This window comes from Qipengyuania nanhaisediminis, from assembly GCF_045862805.1.
In the GTDB taxonomy this organism is placed as follows: domain Bacteria; phylum Pseudomonadota; class Alphaproteobacteria; order Sphingomonadales; family Sphingomonadaceae; genus Erythrobacter; species Erythrobacter nanhaisediminis_A.
In genome coordinates, this window is record NZ_AP025760.1 from 938873 (window position 1) to 960186 (window position 21314).

Sequence of the window (21314 nt, forward strand, 5' to 3'; positions counted from 1 at the left end):
CCCCGCCTTTGTATTCTAGGCTCTTGGTCCAGGCTCTCGGCCCTAGCTCTTGGCAATGAAGGTGCCACGCGTGATGACGACGCGCGAACACGCGCGAAGTGCCGGTTCGATCGGTATTTTTCGCCCGGTCGTGCCGTTCTAGCCCCGAGCCGTGTCGGCAGGCACGCCGAACAGGTCGTGCGCGTCCGCGTCTTCGATCACCACGTCGATAATGTCGCCGGGCGCGAGGGTCTCTGCAACATTGCGCAGGTAAACCGCGCCGTCGATTTCGGGTGCGTCGGCCTGGCTGCGTGCCGTGGCGCCGATATCGCCGTCCTCGTCTGCCTCGCCGACCGCGTCGATGATTACGGGGATGGTCTTGCCGACCTTGGCCGCAAGCTTGGCCGCGCTGATCCGTTCGGTCACTTCCATCAGGCGGGCATAGCGCTCTTCCTTGACCTCTTCGGGAACCGGATCCGGCAGGTCATTGGCTGCCGCGCCTTCGACCGGTTCGAACCGGAAGGCCCCGACCCGGTCGAGCTGCGCTTCCTCGAGCCAGTCGATCAGGTAACGGAAGTCCTCTTCGGTCTCGCCAGGGAAGCCGACCACGAAGGAGGATCGGATCGCAATCTCGGGGCAGATGTCGCGCCAGGTCTTGAGCCGTGCGAGCACCTTGGCCTCGTTGGCAGGGCGCTTCATGCGCTTGAGCACGCTGGGCGCGGCATGCTGGAAGGGAATGTCGAGATAGGGCGTGATTAGCCCCTCGGCCATGAGCGGGATGACCTGGTCGACATGGGGGTAGGGATAGACATAGTGCAGCCGGACCCAGGGCGGGGTGCCGCTGCCGATGTCGAGCTGGCCGAGCTCGCGCGCCATGTCGGTCATGTGCGCGCGCACTTCGCGGCCCTTCCACTGGCGCGGCTCGTGGCGGGTATCGACGCCATAGGCAGACGTGTCCTGACTGATGACCAGCAATTCCTTCGTGCCGGCCGCGACCAGCTTTTCCGCTTCGCGCAGCACCGCATCGATCCGCCGGCTGGCAAGCTTTCCGCGCAATTGCGGGATGATGCAGAAGGCGCAAGAATGGTTGCAACCCTCTGAAATCTTGAGATAGCTGTAATGGCGCGGGGTCAGCTTGATATCGGCTTCGGACGGCTGTGGGACGAGATCGACAAAGGGCCCCTGCGAAGGCGGGGCGTGGGTGTGCACCGCCTCGACCACCTGTTCGTATTGATGCGCGCCGGTCACCGCGAGCACTTGCGGATGCGCGGCGCGGATCGCGTCGGCTTCCTCGCCCATGCAGCCGGTGACGATCACCCGCCCGTTTTCCGATATCGCCTCGCCGATTGCAGCGAGGCTTTCTTCCTTGGCGCTGTCGAGAAAGCCGCAAGTGTTGACCAGCACCACGTCGGCACCCGCGTAATCGGGGCTCATCGCGTAGCCATCGGCGCGCAGGCGGGTGAGGATGCGTTCGGAATCGACCAGCGCCTTGGGGCAGCCGAGCGAGACCATGCCGACGCGCTTGGCGTCGGGGATTGGGGATGCAGGGGTGTTCATGACGGGCGCGCCTCTACACTGTTGCACCGCTTTGCGCTAGATCGCTTGGCGGGTCGTTGAAACAAGGGGAGGAACGGGATGGATCTTTTCGCAGTAAACTGGATCGCCGTGGCGCTTGGCGCGTTGACCGGCTTCGTTATCGGGGGGCTTTGGTATGGCCCGCTGCTCGGCAAGCAATGGCTTTCGGCCGTCGGGTTGAGCGAAGAGGACGTGCAGAACGGTCACATGGCCAAGATCTATGGCGGGGCGTTCCTGCTTTCGGTCGTGATCAGCTGGACCATGGCACACACTTTCCAGAGCTATGCCGAACTCGGCGCCGACCTGTCGATCTTTGCCAAGGTGATGACCGGCTTCGGAGTGGCGCTTGGTTTCGTGGTGCCCGCAATCGGGATCAACTACCTGTTCTCGCAAAAGACCATGAAGCTGTTCTGGATCGATGCAGGCTATTGGCTGCTGTTCTTCACCGCGGTCGCCGCGGTGCATGCATATATGCCCTGACGATCAGCGTGGGCGCGGCGGGACGTCTCGCCGCGCCCCGTTGCGAACCCTACTTCGCGTCGGCGAGGGCGGGCTTTTCATCGCCATCGTGGCCATCGCCCTTGGTCGACCCGTTCTCTGTCGGGACGATCTCGACCAGCACGTCGCCGGGCTGCAGGCTCTGGCATTCCTCTTCCCAGTAACCGATCGCACGGCCATTGCGGTAAATCCTGAGACCCCGCCCGCCGCTCGACAATTCGGCGATGGAACAGCCGCATTCGTCCTCGGTGACGACGCGTTCGACCAGCTGCACGCGGCCGGTGACAGAGGCGAGGTCGGCAAGGTAATCGGAAATATGCGCGCCCTTGGCGCTGCCGGCGAGCAGCAATCCGGTAAAGCGCACCGGGTTGATGACATTGTTCGCGCCAGCCTGCCGCGCGAGCAATTCGTTGTCGTCGGCGCGCACCACCACGCTGATCGGCACACGCGGCGCGAGGTGGCGCACGGTGAGCGTGATCAGGATCGAGGTGTCGTCGCGGCCCGCGGAGACCAGCACCGCCGCGGCCTGGTCGACCCGCACCGCTTTCAGCGTTTCGTCTCGGGTCGCATCGCCGGCGAGCACGTTGACCCCGAGCTTTTCGGCTTCAGCCAACCGGTCCTCGCTCGGATCGACGACGACAATGCAGCGCGCATCGGTGCCGCGTTCGATCAGTTCCTCGACGCTTTCAGATCCCGACACCCCGTAGCCGAGCACGACGACATGGTCGGTGAGGTTTTCCTGGATACGGGCCATGCGCCACTTCTCCCAGCTGCGTTTGATGATGAAATTGTAGGCGGTGCCCACGAAGATGAAGAATACGAGGAAGCGGATCGGGGTGACGATCACCGCTTCGACCAGCCGCGCGCGATCCGTGACAGGCGCAATGTCGCCAAAGCCGGTCGTGGTGATCGAGATCATGGTGAAATAGACAATGTCGAGGAAGCTGACATGGCCATCGACGCTGTCGACCAGTCCGCCACGGTCGAACCAGTGGATCATCACCACGATGAATATCAGGAGCAGCGCCGCTCCCAGCCTGATGCCGAGATCGCCCCAGACCGGCAGGCGGACTGCGCGGCGCAATGGTTTGAACCTGCGCGCGGCGACGACCTTGTCAGGCTTGGCGGAGAAGATGCGGTCGGGTTCGCGCTTTGCCATGGTCGCGGGGTCTATCAGTCCGCGAAGCGATCGGCGAGAGTGCCGATGCTCGTATGGTGGGTGAGGTCAAGCTGGAGCGGGGTGACCGCGACATAGCCGTCATCGATCGCTTCCAGATCGGTGCCGTGGTCGAGCGTGTGCTCGATCGCGTGAAGGCCGAACCAGAAATAGCGGCTTCCGCGCGGGTCGCGGCCCTCGACGATGCTCCCGCGCGAATAATCGTGAAAGCCCTGCCTGACCACGCGGATGCCCTTGACCGCATCGGCGGCGACTGGCGGGAAATTGACATTGACGAGCGTGCGTTCGGCAAAGGGCGCATCGAGCAGCGGCGAAATCACCTTTTCGCCCCAATGGCGCGCGGCATCGAAGATTGTCCCCGCCTCGCGGGTCTCGCGGCTATAGACCTGGCTCAGCGCGATCGAGCGCACCCCCGCCAATGCGCCTTCGATTGCGGCCGAGACGGTGCCCGAATAGGTGATGTCATCGCCAAGATTCGCCCCGCGATTGACCCCTGACAGGATCAGGTCGGGCGGCGCGTCGAGCACTTCGCGCAGCGCCATCATCACGCTGTCAGTCGGCGTGCCGGTGACGGCATAGCGCCGCTCGCCGAATTGCTGCAGGCGCACCGGCAGGTTGAGCGTCAGCGAATGGCCCGCTCCCGATTGTTCCTCGGATGGCGCGCAGACCCAGATATCGTCGGATATGGTGCGCGCGATTGCCTCGAGCACTTCGAGGCCGGGAGCGTGGATCCCGTCGTCATTGGTGACGAGGATACGCATCTAGCTTTGGGGCTCCAGCACGCTCACCCCGCCCATATAGGGCGCAAGCGCGTCGGGCACCAGCACCGAGCCATCGGCACGCTGGAAGTTCTCGATCACCGCGACCAGGGTGCGCCCGACCGCGAGGCCCGACCCGTTGAGCGTATGGAGAAATTCGGTCTTCTTCGCGCCCTCGGGGCGATAGCGCGCATTCATCCGCCGCGCCTGGAAATCGCCGGTGTTCGAACAGGAGGAAATCTCGCGATAGGCACCCTGTCCGGGCAGCCACACCTCGAGATCGTAGGTCTTGCGCGCGCCGAACCCCATGTCGCCGGTGCACAGCAGCATGGTGCGATAGGGCAGGCCAAGCGCTTCGAGCACGCTTTGCGCGGCTTTCAGCATCCGTTCGTGCTCGGCCTCGCTGTCCTCGGGTTTCACGATGCTCACCAGCTCGCACTTCTCGAACTGGTGCTGGCGGATGAAGCCGCGCGTGTCCTTACCCGCCGCGCCCGCTTCGGAGCGGAAACATTGCGTCAGCGCGGTGAGCCGCATCGGCAGCGCGCTTTCATCGCAAATCGCGCCCATCACGCTTGCGGTCAGGCTGACTTCGGATGTCGGTATCAGCCAGCGGCCATCGCTCGTCTGGAAACTGTCCTCGGCAAATTTGGGCAACTTGTCGGTGCCATACATGGCCTCGTCGCGCACGAGCACGGGCGGCGCGCATTCGGTGTAGCCGTGCTGCTGCGTCTGGTGATCGATCATGAACTGGCCGAGCGCGCGGTGGAGCCGCGCCATGTGCCCGCGCAGGAAGGTAAAGCGCGCGCCCGAGAGCTTGGCGCCTGTCTCGAAGTCCATGCCAAGCGCAGGCGCGATATCGGCGTGCTCCTTCGGCTCGAAATCGAAAGCGGCCTTCGTGCCCCAGCTCGCGATCTCGACATTGCCCGCTTCGTCCGCACCTTCTGGCACGTCATCGGCAGGAATGTTCGGAATCACCGCGAGCGCGTGGCGCAATTTCTCGCCCAGCGCCTTTTCGCGCTCCTCGACCTGCGGCATCTCGGCCTTGATCTCGGCTACCTCGGCTTTCAGCGCCTCGGCGGTGTCCTTGTCGCCCTGGCCCATCGCCTTGCCGATTGCCTTCGAGGCTTCGTTGCGGCGGCTCTGCAATTCCTGCAAGCGGGTGGTGAGTGCGCGCCGCTCCTCGTCGAGCGCGAGAATGGTGGCGGCCACCGGTTCGGCCCCACGCCTTGCGAGCCGCGCGTCGAATTCTTCCGGATTGTCCCTGATCAGGCGAATATCATGCATGGCCACGAGCCTATGCCTGCAACGCATAACGATTGAAAGAGGGGGGATTGCAGGCGTGCGCGGCTATTGCGGTCTGGTGCGGTCCGGGCGAGGTTCAGCAGGCGGCTGTCCGATCGCGAAGCTGCGCGTGCGCATGAAGCAGCGCAAGACCGGCAGCGCATTGTCATTGGCAGGCTCGGCCAGGTCGCCGAGCGCCGCACGGCAGAGCGATCCGTCTCCCTCAGTCACCGCGATCTCGTCATCGTCGAGCGCGGCATTGATTTCGACCATCCCGTCGAACCCGACGATATAGCGCGTCTGCGAGGGATAAGCGGTGACGCTGGTGCCGGGGGCGATATCGCGGCCTCGCGGATCGGTGAGGCGCATGGCGAGCGGTTCGTGGCGTGTCAGCGCCAGTTCGACCCGCGCCACCGAACGCGGCGCGGCGGTCACGTATTCCTCGATACTGGCGGCGATCACGTCGAGCGGCAGGCGCGCGGGATCGACCCCGAACTTGGTGCGGACATAGCCCGGCACCTGGTCGATCAGCAGGCGCCCCCCACCATCGGTCACGCCCGCCACCCGGTTTTCGCGGCTGATCTCGACCCCTTCGATCCCACCTGCATCGACCAGGACATAGCTGCCGCCGCTATTGCGCGATGCGAAGACCGCGCCATCGACCGCGATCAGCGCCCCGCGAATGCCGAACCGCGCGGCGAGAGACGAGCCGACAAGCTCGGCGGCCGCATCCATCCGGGCCCAGCCTTGCTGGTGGCTGATCGAGGCTGCGACCCGGTCGACATCGCCGCGCGAGGCCGCGATCGAATAGCCGAAATCCCCGGGATTGATATCGGGATTGTAGAAGCCGGCCTGGACGAAATTGCGCCCCTGGTTGTGCGAGGCTGCGACCTGGCCGAAACGCCTCCCGCCAAAGGCCATGGTGACCCCGGCAAGCACGGTGATGCCGTCCTCGCCCTGCGGCCCGCGCCGATAGCTGGCATCGAGCGAAAGGTTTACCGTGCGGCTCAACCTCCGGCGGTAATTGGCCGAAAGCAGCCGCGTGGTGAGCGCAGGGCCTTGCGGATCGCGCGATGCTCGCCGTGTCTGGCGGATCGCCGAGAACCGCAGCCGCCCGTGTTCGGCAAGGTCGAAATTGATATTGGCTGCGAGCAGCGAGGGCGGAGGGGCATCGCCGCTGGCGCTCGCGATATCGGCATAGAAGGTCGAGACCTTGCGGTATTCCATCGAATAGGAAACGCCCGGGCCGAGGCTTTCGAAGCCGACCCCGACAAGGCTGCCGCCGTGTGCTCCGGTGGTAAAGTAATCGGCGCGGCTGGCGCGCATGGTCACCGACAAGATGCCGATATTGCCGACCTGGACATCGCCCTGAGCGCCGAGATTGCGCACCGACCGGCTCGCCTCGCCGAGCAGCGTCCCGGTGAAGCGGTCGCTTAGCCCCTTGCGGAACATCGTGCTCACCGCGAAGGGGCCGTAATCATTGCTTCTCGCGCCGTAGCGACGGCGAATGGCTCCCAGGTTGACCGCGGCTTCGACCAGCCCGAGTGCCAGCAGGCGCCGCGAGCCGTAAAAATCCACCGTCTGCAAAACTTCGCGGCCCAAGGCGTCGCGCACGACCACGCCGACCCGTCCGCGTCCGACCTGGACCGGAATGTCCTGCACGGTGAATTCGCCCGGAAGGATGTCAGCGCCGCCGACCCGCCGGTCATTGATAAGCACGTCGATCCCGCTCGGCACTGCCACGCTGTCGGTGAAATCGGGCAAGGGCTGGGTAACCAGATCGGGCCGCAGGGCGAAATCGGTGCCGATGCGGATCCCGCCCATCCGCACAGCGCGGCTGCCCGAAGGCATCTGGCTGACGAAATCGCCAATGCTCGCCGAGGCCACGCGATCGGGATCGCGCAGCGTGATCACGCTGTCGAGCCGCGTGACATTGCCCGGTTCCTCGCCATGCCCCGTCGTGAACCGCCAGGCCGATTCCACGGCCAGATTGCCCTTTACCACGCGCGGGGCGACCAGCCCGCTCATTCCCGTGCCGCTGGAATCGGCCTGCGCGGATAGATCGTATTCGACGATCAGTGCGGGAAGTTCGGAATTGGCCTGCACGGCGCGGGTGGGGCGCGCGGTGAGCGTCACGAGGTTTTGGCCGGTCGATTGCAGCGGGACACGCAATGTCAGCCGTTGGGCCAATTCGTCGAATTCGAAAGCGACCCCGTCAATCGCGTCGAGAAACAGGAATGGTTCATCGGGCAGCCGCTTGACGATCCCGTTGGCAAAGGCGAACCCGCTGTCGATCGCCATGCGTCCATCGATCAGCCTCAGCCGGGCGATGCCGGTCACGCGCTCGCCGTTCAGGTCGACATCGGCAAATATGATCTCGGTGCCCGCAGTGGCGCTGACAGCCCGGCTCGTCTGGGCAAAAGGATCGTCGGGATCGCTTTGGTCGGAGCCTGCGGGAAGGGCAAAGAAGTCTTGCGCGGCAAGCGAGTGGTGCGAATGCAGCGTGAAGGCGAGGGTCGCCAGGCCGGTTGCTGTTCTAAGAGCAGTCTTGGTTTGCGACGGCATTGACCGCGCTTCCGTTTGCCTGGGCCGTCAGCGTCAGGCGCTGCACACGGCAGGTGATGCCGGCGGGCAGTGGGATGGCGATCCAGCTGCCGCCATGCACGTATTTCAGCCTCGCCTCGTGCCCCAGATCGACCGGCGCACCATCCGCTTCCAATTCAAGGTCGGTAAGCTTGACCGTGCGTCCGCCCCTGTTCCCGATCAGCAGCGATCCGTCGCGCGCGGCGAGCTCGATCTCGCCCGTCGATACGGTGTCGCTGCCGGCAAATAGCGGGATGGTCAGACGCAGCCGGGTCCGGGCGACGCCGGCAACGGGTGCCTCGCCATCGGGCAATTCGTCGATGACCACGCGAAAGCGGCGTTCCTCGCCAGGGACGCGCTCGCCGCGATATACGACGTGAAAAGTCCGGGCGAGTTCGGTGCCCACTTCGGCGATTGCCGGAGAGACCACCACTTCGCGTGAAGGCACGTAGCGGTCCTCGCCTCCTTCTTGCAGCCATTCGAAGACCCGCAATTGCACTGCCAACGGCCGCTCCCCGCGGTTGCGCATGACGATCTGCACGGCCTCGCGGTCGGAGGGAAGATCGAGCCGCAGCGGGGTGACATTGATCCGCGCCTGGTGCGTTGGGGCCTGGGCCAGGGCAGCGCCGGTGATCGGCGCGACAGGCAAAGCGAGCATGGCTGCGCAGACAAGGCTCAGTGCGAAGGCGGGGACCAGACGTGAAAAGGGCGACGGGAGTATCATGACTTCCATCGCCCTAAACTAACAGTCTAAATATTGGTTTAATTGGCCAACTAAAAGTTAACCGTGACCGTGATCGTATCAGAATAGATATCGCCGCTCACATTGGCGTGACCGACCGGGATGCGGCCATAGGCGGTCTCGGTCGCGACACCTGCGACATTGGCGGTGCCGGTCCGGGTATCGGTGCCGAGCGTCTGACCCCAGCGTGCGGTGCGCGAGGCGTCGCGATAGATTTCGTATTCGAGGAATTCCGAAGATGTCGCGCCCTGCATCCGGCGCTGGGTCCCATCGGCATTGACCCCATTGTCAAGCTGGATCTCGTAATCGGCGAGCGCTGTGCAGGCCAGAGTGATGGTCGACTGCGCATCTTCGTTCGCAGCGCCGACTTCGGTGATCGGGCCGAAATTCATCGGCGTGGCGGCGACAGTGCAGTTCTGGACCACTTCGGCGGTGACAGCCATCGAGCCATCGGCGCTCTGAGCGAGCGCGGGCGAGGCGACAAGAATAGTGGGAATAGCTGCGGCGATGGCGGCTTTTCTATAGGTGGCATTCATGGGGCAATTCCTTCCATTTGAATAACAGGCGCCTCCGGATGCTTCTTTATTAAATCCGCTTGCTATAATTTGACTGAAACGATCATGGTTAACACCTCATGTCGCGTGTTGGTGAACGCGAGGCGGTGGTCTGGTTAAGGAATTGCCCTGCGATCAGGGCCCGGCAGGGGGGAGAAGGGAGCAGTCGGGAGCCGCTCGACTGAAGCCGATCCGGAAGGGCATCGCTGCCACGTCGATGTGGAGAAGACGCCCGGTATCGCGAGCGCACTTGTCGCGGTGCGTGGTGGGCGCGGCAAGGATTGAACTTGCGACCCCACCCGTGTGAAGGGTGTGCTCTACCACTGAGCTACGCGCCCGTCCTTCGCTAGGGGAGGGCTGGTGCGCCGCATCCCGGACAGGGGCGCGCATCTACTGTGCGGACCCGGGCTTTGCAAGCCCTGAAGATCGCGTTGCCGACTGGCTATTGCCGGGCGAGTGTGAGCAGCGCCTCGACCCAGCCCCTGGCTTCGCCAACAGCCCCGGGTCGCGCTTCGAACGGACATTCAAGGCAATAGGCCTGTACCCCACGCATTCCTGCAAGCATCTGGGCATCGCGAAGGACCTGCGCGGCGAGCGCCTCGCGCTGCAAGGCGGCCATGGCAAAAATGCCGCCGCCTCGTGCCTGGGGTTCGGACGAGCCGGTCACCAGTTGCCGGATCAGCGAATCGTAATTGGCATCCTCGGCACCCAGATAGGCCGGCCGCCAGTCATCCTCATCGAGCCCTGCCTCGGCAGCGACCCAGGCAAAGGCTGCCTCGACCCCGCCGAATTGGTCAACAAGGCCGAGCTGGCGCGCGGTGCCGCCGTCCCAGACGCGGCCCTGGGCGATGGCTTCGACACGCTCGGGCGTCAGGCCGCGCGCATCGGCCACGCGGGCAAGGAAATCGGAATAGGTGTCGGCAATCGAGGCTTGGAGGATCGCGTCGACTTCGGGGGTGAACCCGCCGATGAGATCGGGCTGACCCGAAAGCGGCGTGGTGCGATAGCCATCGGCATTGATGCCGATCTCGCCGGCGGCATCTTCGAAGGTGGGGATCACCGCGAACACGCCGATCGACCCGGTGACCGTCTCGGGCTGCGCGAAAATCCGGTCGCCCGCGCTCGCCACCCAATAACCGCCGCTGGCCGCGACATTGGCAAAGGAAACCGCGACGGGGATGTCCTTGTCACGGAAGCGCTCGATCGCGCGGCGGATCTGCTCGGAGGCGATCACCGAGCCGCCCGGCGAATCGACCCGGACCACCAGCCCCTTGATGCTGTCATCCTCAAACGCCTCGTCGAGCAGTCCTGCGATCCGCGCTCCGCCCGCAGAGCCGGGACCGGCATCGCCATCGACGATCATCCCGGCAACGGTCACCACCGCGATCCTGTTGGCAGACGACAGCAACCCGTCGCCATCGCCGATATCAGCGAGATAGGGGGCAAGCTCGCTCCTGGCGAAGGCGCCGGGGGCATCGTTCCATTCGTCCTCGCCTGCCACTTCTGCCACGCGGGTGCCGAATGCGACCGGGTCGCCGAGCCGGTCGACAAGCCCGGCTTCCAGCGCGGCCTCGGCAAGGTCGCCCGAAGAGGCGGTGACCCAGCCGACCGGGTCGCTCGTCACCCGGTCGAGATCGATCGCGGGGCGCGCCTTGCGGATATTTGCGCGGTATTCTTCCCACAGGGCGCCGTAGAGGCTGGCGCGGTTCTCGCTTGCCTCGGGCGAGGCATCGCTGCGGGTATAGGGCTCGACCGCCGACTTGAAGGCGCCGACCCGGTAGACGCGCGTATTGATGCTGAGCCGGTCGAGCAATTCGCCGTAATAGAGGCTCGACCCGCCCGGCCCAGCGATCACCGCTCCACCGAGCGGGTCGGCCCAGACCTCGCTTGCATGGGCGGCAAGGTGCATATGGTCATCGCCATAAGCCAGCGCATAGGTGAAGACCGGCTTGCCGGAGCTGCGCACCCGCTCCATCGCCTCGCCGATCGCCTGCATGTGGACCTGACCGCCGCCGGTGAACATGGTGAGGTCGAGCACCACCGCCTTGATCCGTTCATCGCCCGTCGCCGCATCGAGCGCGCGCACGAGATCGCGCGCGGCCATCTCGACCGGGGGTGCGCGTCCGCTGACCAGAGTGGCGATCGGATCGATCGCGGCCCTTTCCTCGACCACATATCCGCTCATGTCGATGTAGAGCGCGCCTTCGCGCACCTGGCCGGGATTGGGCGAGGCTGAAAGAAGGGTGAAGAGCAGAAGGAAAAACAGGAGCATGAAGACGAGCACCAGCGCGTCCTTGATGCCGACGACGATTTTCCAGGCCTTGCCGATGAATTGCATGTGCGCGTCTTGCCTTGTCACTGAGAGGGCGTTTCGTCCTGATCTAGGGGCAAAGCGCGCAAACTTCCATGCCGCTCGCGCGCGCGAATGGGTTGAGCGTTGCACCGGCCTCGACTAAGGGCGTTGCTTTAATGGACAACACGCCAAACCAAGCAACGGATTCGCGCTTTCCGGCGGGCCGTCTTGCATTCCCGCATCGAGATCTGACGGGCATCGCCCAGCTAGAACGCCACGAGATCCTCTACCTCCTGCGCGAGGCTGAAAGCTGGGTCGAGCACAACCGCCGCAGCGACAAGCATGCCGGGATCCTTAGCGGGTTGACGATCATCAACGCGTTCTTCGAAAACTCGACCCGCACGCTGCTGTCGTTCGAAATCGCGGGCAAGCGGCTGGGCGCGGATGTGGTCAACATGCACGCCGCGCAATCGAGCGTGAAGAAAGGCGAGACGCTGATCGACACCGCGATCACGCTGAACGCGATGCGCGCCGATGCCATCGTCATCCGCCATGCAAGCTCGGGCGCGACCCAGCTGATCGCCGACAAGGTCGATTGCCCGGTGCTCAATGCCGGTGATGGCCGCCACGAACACCCCACCCAGGCGCTTCTCGATGCGCTGGCCCTGCGCCAGGCGCTTGCGCGGCGAGGTGAGGGCACCGAGGATTTCACCGGGCGCGTGGTCACGATTTGCGGCGATATCCTTCACAGCCGCGTCGCGCGATCGAACATCTTGTGCCTTCAGGCGCTGGGCGCGAGCGTGCGGCTGTGTTCGCCGCCTGCGCTCATGCCAGCGGGGATCGAGGCGATAGGGGCCGAGCCCTTTCACGATTTCGACGCCGCGCTCGACGGCTGCGACGTGGTGATGATGCTGCGGCTCCAGACCGAGCGGATGAGCGGGCAGTTCATTCCCTCGGCGCGCGAATATCACCACCTCTACGGCCTGACCGAGGTACGCCTGCAACGGGCTGCGCCAGATGCACTGGTCATGCATCCCGGCCCGATGAACCGGGGGGTCGAGATCGACAGCGAGGTGGCTGACTTGATTGGCCGTTCGATTATCACCGAACAGGTCGAGATGGGGGTCGCGGTGCGCATGGCCTGTCTCGACGTGCTGACCCGCTCGGCGCGCTCGGTCGCGGGATGGGAGGCGACGCCATGAAACAGGCGCAGCCTCTCACGATAACCGGCGGCCGGATCGTCACACCTGGCGGAATCGCACAGGGCGCGGTGCGGCTTGCAGGCGGAAAGATCGAGGCGGTCGGAAACGGCGTGACAGCGCGGGACGGGGACATTGTCGTCGATGCCGCAGGTTCCCTGGTCGCGCCCGGCCTCGTCGATTTCGGGGTCTTCGCCATCGACAAGCGCGCCTTCCAGTTCGGCGGTATCACCCGTGCGGCGCTGATGCCGGACCAGTCGCCTCCGCTCGATTATCCCAGCCGCATCAATTACATCGCCAAAAGCGGCAAGCCCGATCTGTGGGTTCATCCGCTGGCCGCAGCAACACGGTCGCTAGAGGGCGCAGAGCTTGCCGAGATCGCGCTCATGCGCGAGGCGGGCGCGCGCGGCGTTGCCACCGGCCGCCAATGGATCGCCGATAGCGGCGTGATGCTGCGCCTGTTGCAATATGCAGCGATGCTCGACCTCGTGGTCGTCGCCCATGCCGAGGACAGCGCGCTGGTGGGCGAGGCGGCAGCGACCGCGGGAGAGATGGCGACCCGGCTGGGCCTGCCGAGTGCGCCTGCCGAGGCCGAGGCGCTGGCGCTCGCGCGCGACATTGCTCTTGCCGAAATGAGCGGGGCGCGCCTGCACTTCCGCCAGGTGACCACCGCGAAAGGGTTTGAACTGGTCAAGGCTGCCAAGGCGCGCGGGGTCGATGTGACCTGCGGGATCACGCCTGCACACTTCATGCTGTCCGATCTCGACACTGCGGATTTCCGCACCTTCATGCGCTTCTCTCCGCCGCTGCGCTCAGAGAGCGACCGGCAGGCTGCGCGCGAGGCGATCGGCGAGGGCGTGGTCGACGTGATTACCAGCGGACACGATCCGCGCGGGCCCGAGGACAAGCGGCTGCCCTTTGCCGATGCCGAGCCGGGCATGGCGGGCGCACAGAGCCTGCTGGCGATGACGCTCGCCCTGGTGCGCGATGGGGTGATCGACACAGGCCGCGCCTTTGACCTTCTCGCGGCCAATCCGGCGCGCCTGCTCGGGGTCGAGGCTGGCGCAATCGTTCCGGGCCACGAGGCCGATATCGCACTGGTCGATCCCGAAGCCCCGTGGATGATCGATCGCGCGCGGATGGGCGCACGCGGCGACAACACGCCGTTCGACCGTTTCGGTGCTCAGGGGCGGGTGCTGAAGCTGTTCAAGGGCGGGCACGAAATCTGCTGAGCCCATATGCAAACCGTCCCTGCAAGCGCTTGCTTGCAGGGACGGTAAGGTGCTTTCCTGCGAAAAGCGGCAAATGTCAGCGCGAGGCGATCCGGACGCCGCGATCGACCGCGCCTGCCGGCGGGCTCGAAGCGGCATAGGCAAAGCATCCGCGGCCCGAGGCCTTGAGCGTGTTGCACATCGAGCGCGCACTGCGATTGCCGAAACCGGCAGCGGCGAGGCGGAAGAAGGTCCGCCCGTTGACCACTGCTTCGGTGATGACGAAATCGCGCTTGGCAAGATCGGGGAACCGCGACTGGAATTCGCGCTGCTTGTCCTGCGCCACGGCGCGGCTTTCAAATGCGCCGAGCTGGACGAGATGTGTGGCAGCAGAGCCGGTGGCGACCGCCATGCGCCGCTGCGGCGCGGCGCGCTGGTTGCGTGCAGGGGCGGGCGCTTCGCTGCTGCGCTCGGGGAACTGCTGCACCACAGCGTTCGATACGAAGCGGCGCGCTGCGCTCGACGGCGAAGCCGTGCTCGAAGCCGCGCTGGCCGCGGCGACGCGGGCATTGGCAGCGGGGCGGGGCGCACTGTCGGGCTGCGCGGCAGGTTCGCTGTCGCGGACACCGAAGGCCAATTCCTCGCTCGCACGCGGAGTGACCGAGGACACCACCTCGTCATCGGCCGGAACCGAGCCGGCCGCCCGTGCAGCAAGAGCGATGGTTTCCACCGGGCCGCTCGAGGCGACCTGCGGAGCGACATCGGCGTTGACCTCGGCTGCGCGCATGTCCTGCGCTTCGGCAACCATCATCTGCTGGCTCGGGAAATTGGACAGAGCCAGATATTGCGGCTGGCCCCCGTCACTGGCAGGCGTCACGCCGAGCAGGTTGGCGACGCGCACCTGGTGATCTTCGGCGCGCGCGGTCGCTGCCCATTCGGACAGGCGCGCATCGAGCTGGTCGGCGGGCACGTCCTCGGCAGCCATGACCCGCGCAGCGCGCCAGTTCCCGGCAAGCGCATAGGTGTAGGCGAGGTTCTGGCGCACCTTGGCGCTGGCATCGCCGTTGCGCACCGAATTGACGAGATAGTGCACGCCCTGTTCCGGCTGTCCGGCCAGCGCAAGCGCGAGACCGAAATCGGCGACCGGAATGATCGACTGGTTTTCCGAAAGCGCTGCAAGCGCGGCGGCCTTGTTGCCCTGCGCGATTTCGGCCAGCGCGTAGCTCAGCACCGTGCGCGCATCGCTCTCGCCCAGCTCCATCGCCTCGCCAAAGGCGGTGGCGGCGGACTGGAACCGGCCCGCTTCGAGATAGGCTGCGCCCAGAACCGCGCGATAGCCCGCATTGCGCGGCTCGGCGAGGACGGCAGCTTCGGCATGAGTGATCGCGCGATCGACCTTGCCGTCTTCGAGCGCGGCCTGCGCCTTAGCAAACGAGGTCTCGGCCGGAGGGGCGGAAGCGGTGCACCCTGCCAGGACCACGCTGGCAAGAGCCGTGCTCATGAAAAGACCGATCTTGGGACCGGTGAAGCCTTTGTTGCGGCGGGCCATGTGCTTTTCCCCTAAATTAACCATTGTGTTCAGCAGGTTGATGGTGCGGTGTTTCGCGGTTGATACGATCAGTTGGGTTGGTGTCGGGCGTGGAAGCGCTCGGCGATGGCATCGAGACCCTCGATACGGGTGAGCATCGCGTCGAGCGCTTCGGTGAGAAGCGCTTGGGCGCTGGTATTTTCGATAGTCGCGGCCAGTCTCAGCTTGAGATGACGCTCGGCGTCGAGCCGCAGGGTAAAGGCGGTGCGTTTCGCGGGGGCCTTGCCCTTGCGGGCGCCAGCGCGCGGCTTGCGCTGCGATTTGGTTTTCCTAGTGAGAGCGTTCGCGGCCTTCGCCTTTGGACGGATCAGCGGTGCCTCGTCGGTTCCGCCCGCCGTGGCGATCGCGGCGGCGGTGCTGTCAGCCGGATCGGACGGCGCATCCTCATTGGCTGCGCGCGTGGGCGCGTGATCGGTTGTGCCGATCGGAACGACCCGTGCACTCACGGTCTCGCGCGGCTGGCCGGTCACGATATCGTCCTGACCCATGTCATTCCAGCCCAGGTCCTCGAGCTGCTCGGCCGCGACCGTTTCGGGAAGCGGGGCAAGCTGCGGGCGCATGGCCGGCTTGGCGCCGCCCTTGCGTGCGAGCAAAGTCGGTCCAAGCGAGGCGAAGCTGGCTTCGGACATCGCTTCCGGGCCCTCTTACTGCGCGACCCGGCGGCCAAAGCCGCCAGCGGGGCGGTGGACGCCGCCGGCCTGGGCCTGGGCAGGCGTGCCCGGGGCAGAGAAGACGGTGCGACGGAAATTCTTTTCGAGTCGGTCCGAGATATATTTCCACAAGGCGGTGATCTCGGCGCAGCTGCGTCCCTGCGGATCGACTTCCATCACCGTGCGCCCGTCGATCATCGAGGCGGCGAAATCGGTGCGGTGGTGAAGCGTGATCGGGGCCACGGTGCCGTGCTGCGAGAGCGCGACGGCGGCCTCGGATGTGATCTTGGCCTTGGGGGTCGCGGCGTTGACCACGAAGACGAGCGGCTTGCCGGCGCGTTCGCACAGGTCGACAGTCGCACCCACGGCGCGCAGGTCATGCGGGCTCGGACGGGTGGGCACCACGATCAGTTCGGCAACCCCGATCACTGACTGGATCGCCATGGTGATCGCAGGAGGGGTGTCGATCACCGCGAGCTTGAAGCCCTGCTGGCGAAGCACCTGCAGATCGTTGGCGAGCCGCGACACGGTGGTCTGGGCAAAGGCGGGATATTCCGCCTCACGCTCGTTCCACCAATCGGCAAGCGATCCTTGCGGGTCGATATCGATGAGCACGACCGGACCGGCGCCTGCGCGCTGGGCCTGGACGGCGAGATGCCCGGAAAGGGTCGTCTTGCCCGATCCGCCTTTCTGCGATGCCAAAGCTAGTACACGCAACGCTCGGTCCCCCTGGTAATAGACCTGTTTCGCCGCACGATTGCGGCTTGGTGAAATTGGGGGATCGCAGACTACCCCTAATTTTGGGTTAATGGGCGCGCGCCGCATTTCGGTCCGATTGGCCGCCCGGGCATTGAAAGGGGCGCGCTAGCCGGCCCCCATGGACCTGCAGCGACCGGTGACAACGAATTGCTAACCAGTTTTTGCCACAAGCGCCTTCGCACACGAAAGCGAAGGAGTGCCGACGACATGGCTATCACCGCACACAGCATCAAAGGGCTGGTCCGCCGTTCCGCTCTGCTCGGCGCGGCTGCCGCATGCGCGGCGCTTGCTGCCCCTGCCCAGGCAGACGTCAAGGCCGGGGTCGATGCCTGGAGCGCGGGCGAATACAGCGTCGCGGTCGCCGAATGGCGAGGCCCTGCCCAGGCGGGAGACGCCGATGCCCTGTTCAACCTTGCCCAGGCCTATCGGCTCGGTCGCGGGGTCGAGCCCGATGTCGAACGTGCGCGCCAGCTCTATGCCCAGGCCGCCGATCGCGGCCATGTGAAGGCGGCAGACAATTACGGCCTGCTTCTTTTCCAGCAAGGCGAGCAGGACGCAGCCATGCCGCTGATCCGCGCCGCTGCCGAACGCGGCGATCCGCGCGCGCAATATGTGCTGGGCCTTGCGCATTTCAACGCCGATTATGCCGAGCGCGACTGGGTGCGCGCCTATGCGCTGCTCACGCTGGCCAATGCTGCCGGATTGCCCCAGGCGGGCAACGCACTCGGCCAGATGGACGATTACGTGCCGCTTGCCCAGCGCCAGCAGGCGCAGTCGCTCGCGCGCCAGATCGAGGCCGAAAGCGAACACCGCCGTGCGGCCGAACTCGCCGCGGTTGATCTTGGCAATCGGGATGAACCCGCCGCGCCAGCAAGGGCCAGCGAACCGCCGCGGCGCAGTGCGGCTCTGACGCGACCTTCTTCACGGCCGGTCCCCGTCCCCGCTTCCCAACGCCGCGTGCCCGCACAGGCCGCCCCGCAGCGCGCTTCGGGCAATTGGGGCGTCCAGCTTGGCGCGTTCGGCGTGCGCGACAATGCCGACAGGCTGTGGTCGCGCCTTGAATCGAATCCTGCCCTGGCGGGCACGCGCAAGACGCTTATCAATGGCGGCAATGTTACCCGGCTGCGCGCGGTCGGCTTTGCCAGCCAGCGCGAGGCGCAGGATGCATGCAACACGCTCAAGCGCCAGGGCCAGGGCTGCATCGTCGCCCGTCCCTGACCTTTTGGATCTGCGATCGCGCTGAGACCCCGCCTGAGCGGCTCCCTCTGCCAAATCGCTTTCCCTCGTCCTTCTTGCTGCTAGGGTGCAGCCCGAGGGATCAGGGGGAAAGCGCATGACCGACACCCAAGCCGCGGGCGAAACCCACGCGAACGCAACGCCTGACATGGCGCCGGCTGCCTCGGCGGCACCGGTGGCCAAGGGCGACAGGATCGAGAGTCTCGATTTCATCCGCGGGATCGCGGTGATGGGAATCCTCGCTGCGAATATCGTCGCATTCGGCCAGCCATTTGCGGCCTACATGTATCCCGGCGCATTCCTCACCGAGCATGGCGCGACCTCCGAATGGATGCTGATCGGACAATATGTTTTGATCGACAACAAGATGCGCGGGCTGTTCACGCTGCTATTCGGCGCGGGGCTTTACCTGTTCATGGAACGCGCATGGGCGCGCGGGAGCACGCGCTGGCTGCAAGTCTGGCGGTTGGCAATCCTGCTCGTCTTCGGTCTCGTCCATTTCTTCTTCATCTGGATGGGCGACATCCTCACTTATTACGCGCTGATCGGCTTTCTCGTCGTTCCGCTGCTCAAGCTGGCGCCGCGCACGCAGTTCGGCCTCGCACTGGCAGGCTATATGGCAGGCGTCCTGTTCTACGCAGGAGCGGTGTCGATGCCCTATTTCATTGCCGAAACCAGTTTTGGCGATTCCGCGGCCTTTGCGGATAGCCGCGCGGCAATGGTCGCGGGGATGGAGGATGCGCTTGCCGATGGTGAAACCGAGACCGCGCTTATCCGCCAGGGCGACCTGGCCGGATTGGCAGAGCACAGGCTCAACATCCATGGAACCGATCCGCTCACCAACCTCGCCTTGTTCATATGGGAGACGCTGCCGCTCATGCTGCTCGGCGTGGCGCTATACCGAATGGGTTTCTTCAGCGGCGCGATCGCTCATGCCAAAATGGTGCGATGGGGCTGGATTGGCCTGGCGTTCGGCGCAGCGATACATCTTGCGATCGGCTTGTGGCTGAAATCGGTGGGATTTTCCTATTACGCCATGCTCGCCGCCTATGTGGCCTTCAGCGCATTGCCGCAATTGATCATGGTGCTGGCGCTGGCGGCACTGATGGTCGCCTATTCGCCAGGTTGGACCGGGTGGCTCGCCGAGCGCGTGCGCGCAGCGGGCCGTGCGGCGTTCACCAATTACCTCGGCACATCGGTCTTGATGCTGTTCGTGATGCAGGGCTGGGGACTGGCACTGTTCGGCGAGCTTAACCGCCCGCTGCTATACCTCCTGACCGCGGCCTTCTGGGTGCTCATGCTGGCCTGGTCGAAACCCTGGCTCGATCGCTATCGCTATGGCCCGCTCGAATGGCTGTGGCGCTGCCTCACCTATCGCACGCTGTTCCCGCTGCGCCGCGGCTGAAGCGGGGTCAATTGGCAGGGGCGAGCATGTAGGCAGCCATTGCGGGTTCGGCGTCGTCGGGCAGATCGGCAATCGCCTGGTGTAGCGCGACCCCGATCGCGCATTGATCTTCCGGGGCAAGCTCGCCCAATGCATCGGGCGCAGCCAGCGCCTGTTGCAGTTCGGGCGCAAGACCGGTTCCGGCAATCGCATCGCCGAGCCGGTCGAAAGCCGCGCGGTCGGGTTCGTCGTAGACCTGCGGATCTGCGCGCCCTGCAGAAGCCGCTTCGACCATGGCGATATTGCGCGCCGCGATCGCGTCATAGGCCGCCGCGTCGTCGTCCTCGATGAAGATCCATTCGCCCATTGTCATCGCTGCGCATGCGTCGGGCGCATGGCGTTCGAGCGTTTCGTAAAGCTTCGCCTCGGCCATGCTCCAGCGCAGCATCGCTTCGGCAGGCGCTTGTACCGCCTCGGGAGCGATGCGGGTGAAGAAGTCTTGCAGCCATTCTTTGCCGATCTGTTCCCCGCGCGCACTGTCGCCGCGTTCGGAGAGGTTCAACGCCTGCACCTGTTCGACCAATCGGGCGAAATCGCCTGGATATTCGCGCTTGATCGCGGCCCACAGCGCGCCTGAACGCGGCGTTTCGAGGATTTCGCGCTCGATCGCCGCGCGGTCCCGGTCGGGCGCTTCCTCGCATCCGCCCACCATCGCAGCCGCTATAGCGAGCGTGGCAGCGGCCATCCCTCCAAAGTGCCTTTCGCGTGTCATGTCGATCCCGATGTTCGCATTGCGCGCCAGTCTAGTCCGCGCGCGGACGCGGGAAAACCGGCAATCGCCACGCGCTTCCCCTCTTTTCCTCTTGCTATTGCGATTTATTCGCATATCTCTTTTTTGCAAACGCCTCGCAGGAGTGATTCGCGCAGCCCATGTATATCTGCATTTGCAATGCCATACGCGAAAGCGACCTGCGCAAGGCCGCGCTGACTACGCGCGGCGACGCCGAAGCGACCTATGCGACTCTCGGTAAGCGGCCCAATTGCGGCCAATGCCTTGCAAAGGCTGGCAAAATCCTCGACCAGGAACGCGCGCTGATTTCTTGCGAAGAAATCGCATTATAAGCTGGCGAGCCGCAATTGCGAATGGCTCTCAAAACCCTGAAAATCAAAGAGTTTTCCTGAGGCCACCCTTGCCATGGGCGCCTCCGGGCTGGTATTTGCACGGTTGAATTCACCGGGCCGCCAGCCCGGCCCCCGCAAAGCCAGCACGAAGGATACCAGGCCATGAAGGGCGATCCCAAGGTCATCGAATATCTCAACAAGGCGCTCACCAACGAGCTGACCGCGATCAACCAGTACTGGCTGCATTACCGGGTGCTGGCCGATTGGGGCGTGACCAAGCTCGCCGAATACGAACGCAAGGAATCGATCGAGGAGATGCAGCACGCCGACAAGCTCGCCGAGCGGGTGCTGTTTCTCGAAGGCCTGCCCAATTTCCAGGCGATCCACAGCCTCAAGGTCGGTGAAAGCGTCGAGGAGATCTTGCGCGCCGATCTCGCTCTCGAGGAGGAGGCGATCCCGCTGCTGCGCGATGCGGCCGAATACGCCAAGAGCGTGCGCGACTACACCTCCGAACAATTGTTCGAGGACATCCTCGCCAACGAGGAAGAGCATGTCGACTTCCTCGAGACCCAGTTCGAGATGATCAACCGCATGGGGCTGCAGAACTATGTGCAGTTGCAAAGTCACCCGGCGGGAGAGGGCGAGACAAATGCCGGGCGTCCCTGACAGCTAGCGGCCGAGCCAATGTGAACGGGGCGGGGCAGCGATGCTCCGCCGCTGTTCGT

18 protein-coding genes and 1 tRNA gene are annotated in these 21314 nt (G+C 65.0%); 6 read left to right on the top strand and 13 right to left on the bottom strand.

Annotation, left to right across the window (positions count from 1 at the left end; genetic code table 11):
- Positions 1-138: 138 nt before the first annotated feature.
- Positions 139-1536, bottom strand: a complete 1398-nt coding sequence (gene rimO / locus ACKTSM_RS04510) for a 30S ribosomal protein S12 methylthiotransferase RimO (RefSeq protein ID WP_407875933.1) — start codon at positions 1534-1536, stop codon at positions 139-141.
- Between the two features lie 78 nt (positions 1537-1614).
- Here rimO and ACKTSM_RS04515 point away from each other — a divergent pair, with 78 nt between their 5' ends.
- Positions 1615-2034: a DUF1761 domain-containing protein gene (locus ACKTSM_RS04515; protein WP_407875934.1), complete on the top strand. Its 420-nt coding sequence runs from the start codon at positions 1615-1617 to the stop codon at positions 2032-2034.
- A 49-nt stretch (positions 2035-2083) separates the two neighbouring features.
- Here the strand turns inward: ACKTSM_RS04515 and ACKTSM_RS04520 are convergent, their stop codons facing one another.
- From ACKTSM_RS04520 to sppA, 8 genes are all read right to left on the bottom strand, one after another.
- Complete coding sequence (locus tag ACKTSM_RS04520) at positions 2084-3211, bottom strand: potassium channel family protein (RefSeq protein ID WP_407875935.1); 1128 nt, start codon at positions 3209-3211, stop codon at positions 2084-2086.
- Between the two features lie 14 nt (positions 3212-3225).
- Entirely contained in the window at positions 3226-3990 is a 765-nt protein-coding gene (gene surE, locus ACKTSM_RS04525) for a 5'/3'-nucleotidase SurE (RefSeq protein ID WP_407875936.1), read from the bottom strand.
- Positions 3991-5271: a serine--tRNA ligase gene (gene serS / locus ACKTSM_RS04530; protein WP_407875937.1), complete on the bottom strand. Its 1281-nt coding sequence runs from the start codon at positions 5269-5271 to the stop codon at positions 3991-3993.
- A 63-nt stretch (positions 5272-5334) separates the two neighbouring features.
- The gene (locus tag ACKTSM_RS04535; protein WP_407875938.1) at positions 5335-7833 is read right to left on the bottom strand and encodes a fimbria/pilus outer membrane usher protein; all 2499 of its coding nucleotides are present in this window, start codon (positions 7831-7833) and stop codon (positions 5335-5337) included.
- Positions 7805-8575 (bottom strand): molecular chaperone, encoded by a 771-nt coding sequence (locus ACKTSM_RS04540; protein ID WP_407875939.1) that lies wholly within the window; start codon positions 8573-8575, stop codon positions 7805-7807. The genes ACKTSM_RS04535 and ACKTSM_RS04540 overlap by 29 nt, the downstream gene beginning before the upstream one ends.
- 50 nt (positions 8576-8625) lie before the next feature.
- A complete protein-coding gene (locus tag ACKTSM_RS04545; RefSeq protein WP_407875940.1) occupies positions 8626-9129 on the bottom strand; it encodes a spore coat U domain-containing protein in 504 nt (167 codons plus the stop codon).
- A gap of 281 nt (positions 9130-9410) precedes the next feature.
- Positions 9411-9485: transfer RNA gene (locus tag ACKTSM_RS04550), tRNA-Val, on the bottom strand.
- 104 nt (positions 9486-9589) lie between these two features.
- Positions 9590-11485: a signal peptide peptidase SppA gene (sppA, locus tag ACKTSM_RS04555; RefSeq protein ID WP_407875941.1), complete on the bottom strand. Its 1896-nt coding sequence runs from the start codon at positions 11483-11485 to the stop codon at positions 9590-9592.
- A gap of 131 nt (positions 11486-11616) precedes the next feature.
- On the opposite strand from sppA, the gene ACKTSM_RS04560 reads away from it, so the two are divergent.
- On the top strand, positions 11617-12642 hold the full coding sequence (locus ACKTSM_RS04560) for an aspartate carbamoyltransferase catalytic subunit (protein ID WP_407875942.1): 1026 nt from the start codon (positions 11617-11619) through the stop codon (positions 12640-12642).
- Entirely contained in the window at positions 12639-13871 is a 1233-nt protein-coding gene (locus tag ACKTSM_RS04565) for a dihydroorotase (RefSeq protein ID WP_407875943.1), read from the top strand. Before ACKTSM_RS04560 ends, ACKTSM_RS04565 begins: the two co-directional genes overlap by 4 nt.
- A 76-nt stretch (positions 13872-13947) precedes the next feature.
- On the opposite strand, the gene ACKTSM_RS04570 is transcribed toward ACKTSM_RS04565, so the two are convergent.
- The 3 genes from ACKTSM_RS04570 to ACKTSM_RS04580 form a co-directional block, all read right to left on the bottom strand.
- Entirely contained in the window at positions 13948-15399 is a 1452-nt protein-coding gene (locus ACKTSM_RS04570) for an SPOR domain-containing protein (protein ID WP_407875944.1), read from the bottom strand.
- Between the two features lie 68 nt (positions 15400-15467).
- Positions 15468-16067, bottom strand: coding sequence for a hypothetical protein (locus tag ACKTSM_RS04575; protein ID WP_407875945.1), 600 nt, complete (start codon positions 16065-16067; stop codon positions 15468-15470).
- A 15-nt stretch (positions 16068-16082) separates the two neighbouring features.
- Entirely contained in the window at positions 16083-16805 is a 723-nt protein-coding gene (locus ACKTSM_RS04580; protein ID WP_407875946.1) for an AAA family ATPase, read from the bottom strand.
- 249 nt (positions 16806-17054) lie between these two features.
- Between ACKTSM_RS04580 and ACKTSM_RS04585 the strand changes: the two genes are divergently transcribed.
- Both ACKTSM_RS04585 and ACKTSM_RS04590 read left to right on the top strand, forming a co-directional pair.
- Positions 17055-18065: an SPOR domain-containing protein gene (locus ACKTSM_RS04585; protein WP_407875947.1), complete on the top strand. Its 1011-nt coding sequence runs from the start codon at positions 17055-17057 to the stop codon at positions 18063-18065.
- A gap of 115 nt (positions 18066-18180) precedes the next feature.
- Entirely contained in the window at positions 18181-19488 is a 1308-nt protein-coding gene (locus ACKTSM_RS04590) for a DUF418 domain-containing protein (RefSeq protein WP_407875948.1), read from the top strand.
- Positions 19489-19495: 7 nt separating this feature from the next.
- On the opposite strand, the gene ACKTSM_RS04595 is transcribed toward ACKTSM_RS04590, so the two are convergent.
- Positions 19496-20239, bottom strand: coding sequence for a hypothetical protein (locus tag ACKTSM_RS04595; RefSeq protein WP_407875949.1), 744 nt, complete (start codon positions 20237-20239; stop codon positions 19496-19498).
- 512 nt (positions 20240-20751) lie between these two features.
- Here ACKTSM_RS04595 and bfr point away from each other — a divergent pair.
- Positions 20752-21255, top strand: coding sequence for a bacterioferritin (gene bfr, locus ACKTSM_RS04600; protein ID WP_407875950.1), 504 nt, complete (start codon positions 20752-20754; stop codon positions 21253-21255).
- Positions 21256-21314 lie beyond the last annotated feature (59 nt).

Excerpts from the sequence above, each read along its gene's own strand:
- ACKTSM_RS04590 (WP_407875948.1), top strand. The coding sequence starts at position 18,181 with ATGACCGACACCCAAGCCGCGGGCGAAACCCACGCGAACGCAACGCCT.
- ACKTSM_RS04575 (WP_407875945.1), bottom strand. The coding sequence starts at position 16,067 with ATGTCCGAAGCCAGCTTCGCCTCGCTTGGACCGACTTTGCTCGCACGC.
- ACKTSM_RS04545 (WP_407875940.1), bottom strand. The coding sequence starts at position 9,129 with ATGAATGCCACCTATAGAAAAGCCGCCATCGCCGCAGCTATTCCCACT.
- bfr (WP_407875950.1), top strand. The coding sequence starts at position 20,752 with ATGAAGGGCGATCCCAAGGTCATCGAATATCTCAACAAGGCGCTCACC.
- serS (WP_407875937.1), bottom strand. The coding sequence starts at position 5,271 with ATGCATGATATTCGCCTGATCAGGGACAATCCGGAAGAATTCGACGCG.
- ACKTSM_RS04535 (WP_407875938.1), bottom strand. The coding sequence starts at position 7,833 with ATGCCGTCGCAAACCAAGACTGCTCTTAGAACAGCAACCGGCCTGGCG.
- sppA (WP_407875941.1), bottom strand. The coding sequence starts at position 11,485 with ATGCAATTCATCGGCAAGGCCTGGAAAATCGTCGTCGGCATCAAGGAC.
- ACKTSM_RS04565 (WP_407875943.1), top strand. The coding sequence starts at position 12,639 with ATGAAACAGGCGCAGCCTCTCACGATAACCGGCGGCCGGATCGTCACA.
- ACKTSM_RS04560 (WP_407875942.1), top strand. The coding sequence starts at position 11,617 with ATGGACAACACGCCAAACCAAGCAACGGATTCGCGCTTTCCGGCGGGC.
- ACKTSM_RS04520 (WP_407875935.1), bottom strand. The coding sequence starts at position 3,211 with ATGGCAAAGCGCGAACCCGACCGCATCTTCTCCGCCAAGCCTGACAAG.
- ACKTSM_RS04515 (WP_407875934.1), top strand. The coding sequence starts at position 1,615 with ATGGATCTTTTCGCAGTAAACTGGATCGCCGTGGCGCTTGGCGCGTTG.
- rimO (WP_407875933.1), bottom strand. The coding sequence starts at position 1,536 with ATGAACACCCCTGCATCCCCAATCCCCGACGCCAAGCGCGTCGGCATG.
- ACKTSM_RS04540 (WP_407875939.1), bottom strand. The coding sequence starts at position 8,575 with ATGATACTCCCGTCGCCCTTTTCACGTCTGGTCCCCGCCTTCGCACTG.
- ACKTSM_RS04595 (WP_407875949.1), bottom strand. The coding sequence starts at position 20,239 with ATGACACGCGAAAGGCACTTTGGAGGGATGGCCGCTGCCACGCTCGCT.
- ACKTSM_RS04585 (WP_407875947.1), top strand. The coding sequence starts at position 17,055 with ATGGCTATCACCGCACACAGCATCAAAGGGCTGGTCCGCCGTTCCGCT.
- ACKTSM_RS04570 (WP_407875944.1), bottom strand. The coding sequence starts at position 15,399 with ATGGCCCGCCGCAACAAAGGCTTCACCGGTCCCAAGATCGGTCTTTTC.
- surE (WP_407875936.1), bottom strand. The coding sequence starts at position 3,990 with ATGCGTATCCTCGTCACCAATGACGACGGGATCCACGCTCCCGGCCTC.